We start from the raw sequence: 12,482 nt of genomic DNA, 5'->3' as shown, positions 1-12,482 counted from the left end.
ATGTTGCAAAAGGGTGATCAAGTGGAAGGACGTTCGGCGTCCTGTGGCTGGGGTTGCGGGGCCGGCGCGTAGGGGTTCGGCAGCCACGGCGCCGCCTTGACGACCACCGTCCCGGACACCTTGTCGTGCAGGGCCTGCCGGCGCTTGTCCCACAGGATCCAGGCGAGGTCGAGGATGCCGACCAGCCCGATGAGGATCGACGCGGCGGGTACCAGAAGGTTGAGCACCGTGGACCCGATCGAAATGGCGTACACGAACGCCTGCCTGCCGAGCGCCTGTCCCCAGGTCACGGCGGTGTGGTCGGACGCCTTCACCACCCGGATGCCGAGGGCCTTCTTGCCGAGCGTCTGACCCCACCTGGCGTGCAGCACCGTGTAGTAGGTGAAGCCCAGCAGGAACGTGATCGCGTACCCGAGCAGCAGTATGGGGACGTTGTAGAGGTCCATCGGGTCGCTGATCGGCTCGCCGGAGTCCACGGACTCCCGCAGCCTGTCCCAGCGGATGGAGAACGCGAGGGCGGGCATCGCCACGACGCCGAGGAGCATGGCGTCCAGGATTCCCGCGCCGAGGCGCCGGAGGCGTCCCGCCAGAAGGTCCTGGGGGCCGCCGTACCCGGGGTGGGGGACGCCGTATCCGGATGGCGGCGGTGGCGCGGCGGGCAGCGGCTGACCGGGCTGGGGGTGAGGGGGCGCGAAACCCGGTTGCCCTTGGCCGGGCTGGTCGCCGTACGCGCCCTGGTACGGCGGTGGACGGTCCGTTGCCCCGTCCGCGGTGGGGGTGCCCGGGGCCTGCGGGCCCGGGGTCTCCGGGTCGCCGCCCGCGGGCCGGGGGTTGTCAGGCGGTACGTTCATGGGCCCCAAGTGTGCCGGTAAACGGCACGAACGGTGTCGCCGACGAACACCGGCCCCGGACGGAAGGCGTCCGGGGCCGGTCTTCCCCCGAGCGGTGGAGGGTCTGCGGGAGGGTGCGGTGGAGGGTGTCAGAGGTTGCCGCGCCGCTCCTGCTCCCGTTCGATCGCCTCGAACAGCGCCTTGAAGTTGCCCTTGCCGAAGCCCAGCGAGCCGTGCCGTTCGATCAGCTCGAAGAAGACCGTGGGACGGTCCTGGACGGGCTTGGTGAAGATCTGCAACAGGTAGCCGTCCTCGTCCCGGTCGACGAGGATCCGGCGCTTCTGCAGCTCCTCGATCGGGGCTCGCACCTCGCCGATGCGCGCGCGCAGTTCGGGGTCCTCGTAGTAGGAGTCGGGGCTCTCCAGGAACTCCACGCCCGCCGCCCGCATCCGGTCGACGGTCGAGAGGATGTCGTTCGTGGCGAGCGCGATGTGCTGGACGCCGGGTCCGCCGTAGAACTCCAGGTACTCGTCGATCTGCGACTTGCGCTTGCTCTCCGCCGGTTCGTTCAGCGGGAACTTCACCTTGCGGGTGCCGTCCGCGACGACCTTGGACATCAGCGCCGAGTACTCGGTCGCGATGTCGTCGCCGACGAACTCGGCCATGTCGGTGAACCCCATGACCCGGTGGTAGAAGTCGGCCCACTCGTCCATGCGCTCGACGTTGCCGACGCAGTGGTCGATCGCCTGGAAGAACCGCTTCTCCGGCGGCGCCACGACGGGGTCGGCGGGCTCGAAGCCCGGCAGGTACGGGCCGGTGTAGTTGGAGCGGTCGACCAGCGAGTGCCGGGTCTCCCCGTAGGTGGCGATCGCCGCGATCGTCACCTTGCCGTGGTCGTCCTCCAGGACGTGCGGCTCCTCCAGACCGGTGGCGCCCTGCGCGAGGGCGTAACGGTAGGCGGCGTAGACGTCGGGAACCTCGATCGCGAGGTCGACGACGCCGTCGCCGTGCGCGGCGATGTGCCGACCGAGATCGGTGCCCGCCTTCACCGGGCCGCGGAACACGAACCGGGCGCCGCCGGACTCCAGTACGTGCACCGCCTCGTCCGGGCTGCCGTTCTCGGGGCCGCGGTAGGCGACCCTGCGCATCCCGAACGCGGTCGAGTAGTAGTGCGCCGCCTGCTTTGCGTTGCCCACGGCGAAGACGACGGCGTCCATGCCCTTGACCGGAAACTCATCCATGCCACCCAATCTCGGCATGCGCCTACAAGGTGTGCAAGAGTGAGTTGAAAAGCTGGGCAATTTGTATAGTGCACCCTGGTGTGGACCGGTCGCTCTGTACATCCTGACCAGGGTGCGGAGGGATGGGTGTGATGATCGACGAACTGGACGGACGGCTGATCGAACTCTTCACCGCCGAACCGCGCATCGGGGTACTGGAGGCGTCCAGGCGGCTCAAGGTGGCGCGGGGGACCGTCCAGGCGCGACTCGACCGGCTGGCCCGGGACGGCGTCATCGCGGGCTTCGGCCCGGAGATCGACGCGGCGGCGCTCGGCTACTCCGTCACGGCGTTCGTCACGCTCCAACTGCGGCAAGCGGGCGGGCACGACCCGGTGGCGGCGCGGCTCGCGCAGGTGCCCGAGGTGATCGAGGCGCACACGATCACCGGGCCCGGTGACATGCTGTGCCGGATCGTCGCGCGGAGCAACACCGACCTGCAGCGCGTCATCGACGTGATCGTGGACGTGTCGGGCGTGGAGCGCGCGTCGTCGGTGATCTCCCTGGCCACCCAGATCCCCTACCGCACGCTTCCGCTGGTCCGCGCGGCGTCGAACCGGTCCTGAACCGGCGGCGGGCGCGGGCGGGCCCGCCGCCGGTTCGGCACGGCGAAGTCCGGAGCGGTCCAAGGGACCCTCGCGGACCGGGCAGGGGTCAGCCGGCTCCGTAGGGGGTGGCGTCGAGGATCTCGACGGTCATGCTGCGGCCGTTGGGAAGGGAGTAGGTGGCCTTGTCGCCCACCTTCTTGCCGTTGATCGCGGCGCCGAGCGGCGACTTGGGGGAGTACACGTCGATGGGGGCGCCGACCTCCTCACGGGACGCGAGCAGGAAGGTGACCTCCTCGTCGTCGCCCTCGAAGGAGATCGTGACCGTCATGCCGGGGCCGACGACGCCCTCGGTCCGGGGCGCCTCGCCGACGCGGGCGTTCTCCAGGATGCCCTGGAGCTGGAGGATGCGGCCCTCGATCTTGCCCTGTTCCTCCTTGGCCGCGTGGTAGCCGCCGTTCTCGCGCAGGTCGCCTTCCTCCCGCGCCGCCTCGATCTTCTGCGCGATCTCGATGCGGCCCGGGCCCGACAGGTGCTCAAGCTCCGCCTTGAGCCGGTCGTACGCCTCCTGGGTGAGCCAGGTGACGTTGTCAGCGCGGGTCTCGGTCACGGGTACTCCTCATCCACATGTTGCGATCTCGCCCGCCCGTGTGGAACGGGTGTCACATCGACATGAAGTGCGGCCAGGTGAAACCTCTAGCCTATCCGGTGTGTGCGGGTAAAGATTCCCTGAACTCGGCGTCTGCAACCCGCCAATCGTGTCTCGACCCTCACCGGGTGTATCGGTGTCCTAACGAGACCGGAACCGGCGTTCTTCCCGGTGTCCGGCGGGCGGTCAGACGGTGCGGCAGGCGTGGATCCTCGCCCCGGTGGCCCGTCGGGTCGTCCGGAGCGTCACCGTCCCGTCCACGCTCGACTTGCCCGCGGGCGCGGCCACCTCCTGCGCGTCGAGTACGGCGAAGTTCTTGTCGAAGGCGTCGACGGTACAGCGCACCTCGTCGCCCTTCCCCTTGGCCACCGAGTAGTTGACCACGACCGAGGTGTCGGCGATGTCGTAGGTGACGGTCTGCGCGACGATGCCGGGTGTCTGCCCGGCGTACGCGGCGATGATGCCGAACCCGCCCGCGGCGAGCGCCGTGACGATGCCGATGACCACCAGCCCGAGACGCCCTCCCCGAGACTGGGGGGACGCCGCTGCGTCCGGCGCGCTTGTCGTCATGGCGGGGAATCTCCGTGCGGTGGGCGAACGTTGTCAGGGACAATTCTCGTCTGTCATGGCGCGTGCCTCGAACCGGGGTCCGCTCACACGGTCCGAACAGGAGATCCCTTAGTGTCCGAGGTCATCGACGACAACTCGGTCGAGAACACGGCCGACAACAACATCTCGGGCGGTGCGGACGAGCCGCTGCGCCTCATGGCGGTGCACGCCCACCCCGACGACGAGTCCAGCAAGGGCGCGGCCACGATGGCGAAGTACGTCGCCGACGGCGTGGAGGTCCTGGTCGTCACCTGCACCGGCGGCGAACGCGGCGACATCCTGAACCCGGCGATGGACCGTCCGGAGGTCAAGGCCGACATCGGCAAGGTCCGCGAGGAGGAGATGGCGCGGGCCCGGGAGATCCTCGGCGTGCAGCAGCGCTGGCTCGGCTTCGTCGACTCCGGATTCCCCGAGGGCGACCCGCTTCCGCCGCTGCCGGACGGCTGCTTCGCGCTGGAGCCGCTGGAGATCGCGGCCGAACCGCTGGTGCGCGCCGTCCGCGAGTTCCGTCCGCACGTGATGCTCACCTACGACGAGAAGGGCGGCTACCCGCATCCCGACCACGTGAAGTGCCACGAGGTGTCGGTGGAGGCCTTCGAGGCGGCGGGCGACCCGGAACGCTACCCCGGCACCGGCGAACCGTGGCAGCCGCTGAAGCTCTACTACCACATGACCTTCAACCGGGAGCGGATTCTCGCCCTGCACAACGGCATGCTGGACGCCGGGCTGGAGTCGCCGTACGACGAGTGGCTCGACCAGGTCGACGAGAAGCAGGAGCAGCGCGCGAAGTGGGACGTCACGACGCGCGTCCCCTGCGCCGAGCACTTCGAGACCAGGGACCGCGCCCTGCTCGCCCACGCCACCCAGATCGACCCCAACGGGTTCTGGTTCGTCGTCCCGATGGACGTCCAGCGCGAGGCATGGCCGACCGAGGACTACCATTTGGCCAGATCCCTCGTCGACACCGAGCTGCCGGAGGACGACCTGTTCGCCGGGGTTCGGGAAAAGGTGTGTACGTAGTGCCTGCCCTCACCGCCATTCCGCTGAACGACGACACGGTCAGCCCGGGATTCCTGGGCTTCGCTGTCTTCCTCGCCCTGGTGGTGGCGACGATCTTCCTCGTCCGCTCGATGAACAAGCAGATGAAGAAGATCCAGGCGCCCCGGGAGGCGGACCTCAAACAGCAGGAGTGGGAGCGGGCCCAGGCCCTGAAGGCCGCGCGGAGCGGCACGTCCGGCGCGGCGTCGGCGGACGACGAGGATTCCTGAGCAAGGCGAGCATTCCGGCGAGTATTCCTGAGCACGGCCGGGGAGGACCTTGGACGTGCGTGCGAACCACGGGGAGTCCAAGCACGGGGAGTCCGAGCACGGGGAGTCCAAGCCCCGGGAGTCCGAGGCCGACCGGGACGCCGCGCTCCGTCGCGATCTCGACCGCCATCTCGCCGCCACGGTCGGCGGCGAGGGCGAACCGGACGCCGAGGGCCTGGCCCTGCTGGACCGGGAACGCTGGGCGGAGGCGCGGGACGCCCTGGAGGACGCCCTGCGCCGGGCCGAACACGAGGGCGACCCGCACGCGGTCCTGTCGGCGCGCGGCGATCTCGCCCGCGCGCTGATCATGACCGGGGACCTCGACCGCGCCATCGCCCTGCTCGGACCGCTGCCGGACGAGTTCGCCGCCCTGCCCGAACCCGACGACGACGGCCGGGCCCGTGCCCTCACCGCTCTCGGCGAGGCGTACCTGCGCGCCCGCCGTCCCATGGCCGCGATCAACTTCTTCGGCCAAGCGCTGGAGATCATGCGAAGGCGGGGCGCCGTGGAGCGGCAGGCCCGGCTGTTCGTGCACCTCGCCGACGCCGCCCGCCTGCGCGGCGACTCCGCGGCCGAGGGAGCCGCCCTGGACCGTGCCGCCGAACTCGATCCGGAGGGCGGCACCATGGGGGAATGTCGGTTCGCGAATTGATCGTTCTCGGCTCCGCCAGCGCGGTGCCGACCAAGGCCCGGAACCACAACGGCTACCTGCTGCGCTGGGACGGCCACGGGCTCCTGTTCGACCCGGGTGAGGGCACCCAGCGTCAGATGTCCCACGCCGGGGTCTCGGCGAACGACGTGACCTGGATCTGTGTGACCCACTTCCACGGCGACCACTGTCTCGGCGTGCCCGGCGTCGTCCAGCGCATCGCCCGCGACGGCGTCGCGCACCCGGTGGACGCGGCCTTCCCCGCGAGCGGCGCCGGCTACTGGGAGCGGCTCCGGCACGCGGCCGTCTTCCGGGACACCGACGTGATCCGCGAGCATCCCGTCGCGGGGGAGCGGATGCCGCTCGACACCGGCGACGCCCCGTTCGGCCTGGTCGCGCGGCGCCTGTCCCATCCGGTCGAGGCGTACGGGTACCGGCTGGAGGAACCGGACGGCGTGACGATGCTGCCCGCCGAACTCGCCGCGCGGGGCGTCCGGGGCCCGCTCGTGCGGCGACTCCAGGAGGACGGCCGTGTCACCGCGCCGGACGGCCGGACCGTCACGCTGGAGGAGTGCAGCGTCCGCCGCCCCGGGCAGAAGGTCGCGTTCGTCATGGACACCCGGCTCTGCGACGGCGTGCGCGAACTGGCCGACGGCGTGGACATGCTGGTCATCGAGTCCACCTACCTGCACGAGGACGCCGCTCTCGCCGCCGAGAACGGGCACCTCACCGCGGCTCAGGCGGCGAAGACCGCGGCGGAGGCGGGTGTCCGGCACCTGGTCCTGACGCATTTCTCGGAGCGGTACCACGCCGCGGACGAGCCCCGTTTCGCGGACGAGGCCGCCGCCGTGTTCGGCGGCGAGATCACCCTCGTCCACGATCTCGACAGGATCGCGATGCCGTCGCGCCGCCTAACCGGGCGGGAAGCTGGGCAGGATCTTGGTCATGGCTGACGAAGGCGATGTCGTGGTGATCGGACTCGGACCCGGTGGAGAGGACACGGCGGGACGGCTGGCGGAGGCGGGCCTGTCGGTCGCCGCCGTGGAGTCTCGCCTGGTCGGCGGCGAGTGCCCCTACTACGCCTGTGTGCCCACCAAGATCATGGTCCGGGCCGCCGGGCTCCTGACGGAGGGCGGTCGGGTGCCCGGGATGGCGGGGGACGCGACCGTCCGTCCCGACTGGGCGCCGGTCGCGACGCGGATCCGGGACGAGGCGACCGACGCGTGGGACGACAAGGTCGCCGCCGACCGCCTCACCGGCAAGGGCGTACGGCTCGTCCGGGGGGAGGGCCGCATCACCGCGCCGTCCGAGGTCACCGTGAACGGCCAGGTGTTGCGCGCCCGCCGCGGCATCGTCCTCAACACCGGCACCTCTCCCGTCGCCCCGCCCATCGACGGCCTGGCGGACACCCCGTACTGGACGAACCGTGAGGCCGTCCAGGCCACCGAGGCCCCCGAGTCGCTGATCGTGCTCGGCGGCGGCGTGGTCGGCGCCGAGATGGCGCAGGTGTTCTCCCGCTTCGACACCCGGGTCACCGTCGTCGAGGCCGCCGACCGGTTGCTGCTCAACGAGGAACCGGAGTCCGGCGCCCTCCTGCGCGAGGTCTTCGAACGCGAGGGCATCGGCGTCCGCGCCGGCGTGAAGGTCACCGCCGTGACGTACGAGAACGGCGAGTTCACCCTGCGCCTGAACGGCGACGCGGACCAGGACCTCAGCGCCGACCGGCTCCTCGTCGCGACGGGCCGCCGCCCCAACCTGCGGGGCCTCGGGCTGGCGCACGTCGGCCTGGACGAGAACGCCCGCCAGATCCCCGTGGACGGCCATATGCGCGCGGCCGAAGGGGTGTGGGCGATCGGGGACATCACCGGCATGGGCCAGTTCACGCACGTGTCGATGTACCAGGCGGCCATCGCCGTCCGCGACATTCTCGGCGAGGAGGGCTCTCCCGCCTCCTACCGCGCGGTGCCCCGGGTCACCTTCACCGACCCCGAGATCGCCTCGGTCGGCCTCACCGAGGCGCAAGCCCGCGACCAGAACCTGCCCGTCCGTGTCGGCATGGCCCAGATCCCCGAGTCGTCGCGGGGCTGGATCCACAAGGTCGGCAACGACGGCTTCATCAAACTCGTGGAGAACACCGAGTGGGGCACCCTGGTCGGCGCCACCGCCGTCGGCCCGTCCGCGGGCGAGATCCTCGGGTTCCTGGCCGTCGCCGTCCACACCGAGACCCCGACCGCGGCCCTCCGCGAGATGATCTACGCCTATCCCACCTTCCACCGCGCCATCGAGGCCGCCCTCGCCGACCTCGCCTGAACCTGCGGATCGAGAACCGGCGGACAGGACCCGCCGGTCCGGGCGTGAAGCGACGTCCGGATCGGGCAGGATCGTTGGCATGAACCGGCTCAAGGACGCGACCAGCCCGTACCTGCTGCAACACGCGGACAACCCGGTCGACTGGTGGGAGTGGAGCGACGCGGCCTTCGCCGAAGCGCGCCGACGCGACGTTCCGGTCCTGCTCTCCGTCGGATACGCGGCCTGCCACTGGTGCCACGTGATGGCGCACGAGTCGTTCGAGGACGCCGAGACCGCGCGGCTCATGAACGAGATGTTCGTGAACATCAAGGTCGACCGGGAGGAACGGCCGGACATCGACGCCGTCTACATGGAGGCGACCCAGGCCATGACCGGCCAGGGCGGGTGGCCGATGACGGTGTTCGCGACGCCGGAGGGGCATCCGTTCTACTGCGGCACGTACTTCCCGCGGGCGCAGTTCCGGGCGCTGCTGCAGGCCGTCCACAAGGCGTGGACGGAGAAGCGCGACGAGGTGGCCGGGCAGGGGAAGCAGGTCGTCGAGGCGCTCACCGCGCGGGAGGGCGGGCTCGGCGGGGCCGAGGCGCCCGGGGAGGAGATGCTCGCGAACGCGGTGACGGCGCTGGCCGGATCGTACGACGCGGCGCGCGGCGGGTTCGGCGGCGCGCCGAAGTTCCCGCCGTCGATGGTGCTGGAGTTCCTGCTGCGCCACCACGCGCGGACCGGTGACGACGAGGCGCTCCGCATGGCCGGGCACACGCTGGAGGCGATGGCCCGGGGCGGCATGTACGACCAGCTCGGCGGCGGCTTCGCCCGGTACTCGGTGGACGCCGGATGGGTCGTCCCGCACTTCGAGAAGATGCTGTACGACAACGCGTTGCTGGCTCGGGTGTACGCGCACTGGTGGCGGTTGACCGGAACCCCCTTCGCGCGGCGGATCGCGTTGGAGACGTGCGACTGGATGCTCCGTGACCTGCGGACCGACGAGGGCGGTCTCGCCTCCGCGCTGGACGCCGACAGCGAGGGCGTCGAGGGCAGGTACTACGTGTGGACGCCCGCGCAACTGCGGGAGGTCCTCGGTGACGATGACGGCGCCTTCGCGGAGAACCTCTTCGAGGTGACGGAAACGTTCGAGCACGGGACGTCGGTTCTTCAGCTCCTGAACGACCCCGCAGACGTCGAACGCTACGAACGCGTCCGGACGGCCCTGCTCGCGGCACGCGCGCACCGGGTTCCCCCGGCGCGGGACGACAAGGTCGTCGCGGCGTGGAACGGGCTGGCCATCGCGGCGCTCGCCGAGTGCGGCGCGCTGTTCGACCGGCCCGACCTCGTCCGCGCGGCCGAGGAGGCGGCACGGCTGCTGGTCGAGACGCATCTGCGTGAGGGACGCCTGGTGCGGACGTCGCTGGGCGGGACACCGGGCGCGAACGCCGGTGTTCTGGAGGACTACGCGGACGTGGCCGAGGGCCTGCTCGCCCTGCACGCGGTCACCGGCGACCCGCGGCAGGTGCGGCTGGCGGGCGAGCTGCTGAACACCGTCCTCGCACGCTTCGAGGACGGGTCCGGCGGGTTCTACGACACCGCCGACGACGCCGAGCGGCTGTTCCGCCGTCCACAGGACCCGACGGACAACGCGGTGCCGTCCGGGCAGTTCGCCGCCGCGGGCGCGCTGCTGTCGTTCGCCGCGCTCACCGCGTCGGACCGGCACCGGCAGGCCGCGGCGGAGGCGCTCGCCCCGGCGGCCACGCTCGCCGCCGCGCACGCGCGGTTCGCGGGCTGGGGGCTGGCCGTCGCGGAGGCGCGGGCCGCGGGGCCGGTGGAGATCGCGGTGATCGGGGACCCGGGCGACGTGCGCACCGAGGCGCTGCACCGCACCGCGCTGATGGCGGTGGCGCCGGGCGCGGTGGTCAGCGTGGGCCCGCCGGACGCGGCGGGCGTTCCGCTGCTGGAGGGCCGCGGGCTGGTGGAGGGGGTCCCGGCCGCCTACGTGTGCCGCGGGTTCGTCTGCCGCCGGCCCGTCACGTCTCCGGCGGAGCTGAACCGGGAACTACGTCGGCAATTGGATTGATCCTCCATTTTATGGCAGCGTGAACTTGATCTCGTTTACGCCTACGGTCGCCATGAGGTGGCTGGGGTGACGCTGACCCGACGTGGATCCCTGGACGAGGGTGGCCGGTGCGCCGCCGGGGTATCTGGACGGTGACCCGCCCTCTCCGTCATAGTCGTGTCCGGAGCGGTCAGTGATCAGGGTCAAGGAGACGGGGACCGAGCACAGCTTTTCAGGGAGTGCCAGTGGGGAAGTCGACCCGGCGGGTCCTACCGACGATCATCGGTGTCTCCGTGCTGACGACTCTCGCCGCCGATGTCGTCGTGCTGGCGGCACGCGGCGGTGACGCCACCACGTCCGGAGTCGGCGGACGCACCCGGTTCGTGGCCGCGTCCGACAGCACCGGTTCGTCGCCGAACACGGTCGCGCCGCTGGGCCGGCGGCTCACCCCGCATGTGCTGGTGGCCGCGCCGTCCGCCCTCCCGTCCGCCGTCGTCGCCAAGATCCGCGGGGTCAAGGGCGTGCAGGGCGTCGAGGTCGTGGACGCGGTGCAGGGCATGGTCGCGGGCAAGCGGGTCGGGCTGCTGGGCGTCGACCCGTCCACGTTCCGCAACTACACGCCGAAGCCCACCGCCAAGTCGGACGCGCTGTGGCGGAACGTGGCGTCCGGCGACGTCGCGATCTCCTTCACGATGGGCAGCGACGGCGGGGTCGCGCTCGGCAGCCAGGTGCCCGTCGGCGGACGCTGGAGCCAGACCCCGCTGCGGGTCGGCGCGTACGCGACGATGGGCATCGGCGACATCGACGCGGTGATCTCCCGGACCACCGCGCGGGCCCTCGGCATGCCGAGCGGCAACGCGATGTTGATCAGCGTGCCGAAGACCGAGCCGAAGACCTTCATCAAGAAGATCCGTAAGGTGCTGCCCGAGCAGGCCAAGGCCGTCGCCGTCAACCCGGAGATCGACTATCCGACGCCCGGGGACGTGCCGGGCGGGGAGATCCCGCGCGGCGACGTCATGACGGCCGAGCAGGTCCGCACGGTGATCAAGGCCGCGTACACGCGGCTCGGCTGGCCCTACGTGTGGGGCGGGGAGTCCGAGGCCGAGGGCGGCTACGACTGTTCGGGCCTCATGCAGTTCGCGTTCGCGAAGGCCGGCATCAGGCTTCCGCGCGTCGCCGCCGACCAGGCGCGCGTCGGCTGGGTCATCCCCTACGCGAAGGCCAGGCCGGGCGACATGCTCATCTGGGCCAACGACCCGACCGCGCCCGGCTACATCTCCCACATCGCGCTCTACCTGGGCAACGGCAAGATGATCGCGGCCCCGCGCAGGGGCACCGTGGTGCAGGTGCAGAACGTCTACACCCGCAACATGCGCGGCGCCGTCCGGGTGAGCCCGAAGCGGGCCAACGGCCTCCTGCGCTGACCCGCGGGTCGACGCGGGTCGACGCGTGTCGTCGCCGGGGGCGGCGGCACAGCGCCCTTTCGTGTTGAGGTCCATGCGGGCCGGCCGGTCGGCGAACCACCGGTCGTCGCACTGGCGTCGGCGGGACCAGGGGCTGTAATTTTGATTACATGGCTAACAGCGAATCGGCGGAGCAGCTGCGCGGGTGGTTCTCCGGACGGCTTCCCGACGACTGGTTCGAGGGCGCGCCCGAGGTCGTCCTCGACCGTGAGGAGGTCAGCGTCGTCGGCCGCCTCCCCGAACCGGCCGCCGCCGCCGAGGCGTCGGCGGCCGAACGCGCCGGTGTGATCGCCGGGCATATCCAGCGCTTCCGTGAGGAGACCCGCGACCGGCGCATCGGCATCGCCCGCGAGGCGGAGCGCCGCTTCGGGCACAAGGTGTCCTGGGGCGTCGAGTGCGGCGGTGAACGGGAGATGTTCACCACCCTGTCGGTGCCGGTCATGACGCGGCTCCGGCAGCCCGAGCGGCGCGTCCTCGACACGCTCGTGGAGGCCGGTGTCGCCCGCAGCCGCAGCGACGCGCTCGCCTGGTGCGTGCGGCTCGTCGGCAAGAACACCGACGCGTGGCTCGCCGAGCTGCGCAGCGCGTTGCAGCACGTCGAGCGCGCCCGCGCCGCGGGCCCCCAGGCCTGAAGACCCGTGCCGGGCCCCGGCGCGGGGGCGGGGCCCGGCCCCTTCCCGGTCGCGGTCGGCGCTCGCCGAGAGGGGACGGGAGGACCGGGCCGGAGCAGGCCACCGAGCCGGATCGGAACGCTCCACCCGTTAGCCTGAAATGACGGAAATAGTGGGGAGAAGCTGGT

At 71.3% G+C, this 12,482-nt stretch carries 13 protein-coding genes; 9 read left to right on the top strand and 4 right to left on the bottom strand.

Translation table 11 applies throughout. The features are described 5' to 3' along the window. Positions 1-17 precede the first annotated feature (17 nt). A complete protein-coding gene (locus BZB76_RS23785; protein WP_121436616.1) occupies positions 18-851 on the bottom strand; it encodes an RDD family protein in 834 nt (277 codons plus the stop codon). 128 nt (positions 852-979) lie between these two features. Then, the gene (gene hppD / locus BZB76_RS23780) at positions 980-2,071 is read right to left on the bottom strand and encodes a 4-hydroxyphenylpyruvate dioxygenase (RefSeq protein ID WP_211343151.1); all 1,092 of its coding nucleotides are present in this window, start codon (positions 2,069-2,071) and stop codon (positions 980-982) included. 122 nt (positions 2,072-2,193) lie between these two features. Between hppD and BZB76_RS23775 the strand changes: the two genes are divergently transcribed. Continuing rightward, a complete protein-coding gene (locus BZB76_RS23775; RefSeq protein ID WP_121436614.1) occupies positions 2,194-2,673 on the top strand; it encodes an Lrp/AsnC family transcriptional regulator in 480 nt (159 codons plus the stop codon). Between the two features lie 88 nt (positions 2,674-2,761). On the opposite strand, the gene greA is transcribed toward BZB76_RS23775, so the two are convergent. Both greA and BZB76_RS23765 read right to left on the bottom strand, forming a co-directional pair. Then, a complete protein-coding gene (gene greA / locus BZB76_RS23770) occupies positions 2,762-3,262 on the bottom strand; it encodes a transcription elongation factor GreA (RefSeq protein ID WP_121436613.1) in 501 nt (166 codons plus the stop codon). 225 nt (positions 3,263-3,487) lie between these two features. Beyond that, on the bottom strand, positions 3,488-3,871 hold the full coding sequence (locus tag BZB76_RS23765; RefSeq protein WP_121436612.1) for a DUF4307 domain-containing protein: 384 nt from the start codon (positions 3,869-3,871) through the stop codon (positions 3,488-3,490). Positions 3,872-4,066: 195 nt separating this feature from the next. Between BZB76_RS23765 and mca the strand changes: the two genes are divergently transcribed. The 8 genes from mca to BZB76_RS23725 all read left to right on the top strand — a co-directional run bounded on the left by mca (position 4,067) and on the right by BZB76_RS23725 (position 12,315). Continuing rightward, positions 4,067-4,930 carry a mycothiol conjugate amidase Mca gene (gene mca, locus BZB76_RS23760; RefSeq protein ID WP_121436897.1) on the top strand — a complete coding sequence of 288 codons (864 nt, stop codon included), beginning with the start codon at positions 4,067-4,069 and terminating at the stop codon, positions 4,928-4,930. Next, positions 4,930-5,178 carry a hypothetical protein gene (locus BZB76_RS23755; protein ID WP_246007143.1) on the top strand — a complete coding sequence of 83 codons (249 nt, stop codon included), beginning with the start codon at positions 4,930-4,932 and terminating at the stop codon, positions 5,176-5,178. The genes mca and BZB76_RS23755 overlap by 1 nt, the downstream gene beginning before the upstream one ends. A gap of 55 nt (positions 5,179-5,233) precedes the next feature. Beyond that, on the top strand, positions 5,234-5,869 hold the full coding sequence (locus BZB76_RS23750; RefSeq protein ID WP_170180719.1) for a tetratricopeptide repeat protein: 636 nt from the start codon (positions 5,234-5,236) through the stop codon (positions 5,867-5,869). Next, positions 5,851-6,819: a ribonuclease Z gene (locus tag BZB76_RS23745; RefSeq protein ID WP_121436609.1), complete on the top strand. Its 969-nt coding sequence runs from the start codon at positions 5,851-5,853 to the stop codon at positions 6,817-6,819. The genes BZB76_RS23750 and BZB76_RS23745 overlap by 19 nt, the downstream gene beginning before the upstream one ends. After that, the gene (locus BZB76_RS23740; protein ID WP_121436608.1) at positions 6,812-8,176 is read left to right on the top strand and encodes a dihydrolipoyl dehydrogenase family protein; all 1,365 of its coding nucleotides are present in this window, start codon (positions 6,812-6,814) and stop codon (positions 8,174-8,176) included. Before BZB76_RS23745 ends, BZB76_RS23740 begins: the two co-directional genes overlap by 8 nt. A gap of 79 nt (positions 8,177-8,255) precedes the next feature. Then, a complete protein-coding gene (locus BZB76_RS23735) occupies positions 8,256-10,241 on the top strand; it encodes a thioredoxin domain-containing protein (protein ID WP_121436607.1) in 1,986 nt (661 codons plus the stop codon). Positions 10,242-10,465: 224 nt separating this feature from the next. After that, positions 10,466-11,644 carry an NlpC/P60 family protein gene (locus tag BZB76_RS23730; protein ID WP_121436606.1) on the top strand — a complete coding sequence of 393 codons (1,179 nt, stop codon included), beginning with the start codon at positions 10,466-10,468 and terminating at the stop codon, positions 11,642-11,644. A gap of 149 nt (positions 11,645-11,793) precedes the next feature. After that, the gene (locus tag BZB76_RS23725) at positions 11,794-12,315 is read left to right on the top strand and encodes a hypothetical protein (RefSeq protein WP_121436605.1); all 522 of its coding nucleotides are present in this window, start codon (positions 11,794-11,796) and stop codon (positions 12,313-12,315) included. Positions 12,316-12,482 lie beyond the last annotated feature (167 nt).

Source organism: Actinomadura pelletieri DSM 43383, assembly GCF_003634705.1.
Taxonomy (GTDB): Bacteria; Actinomycetota; Actinomycetes; order Streptosporangiales; family Streptosporangiaceae; genus Spirillospora; species Spirillospora pelletieri.
The sequence above is the reverse complement of the archived record's forward strand: the minus strand, read 5'-3'. Positions and strand labels throughout refer to the sequence as shown.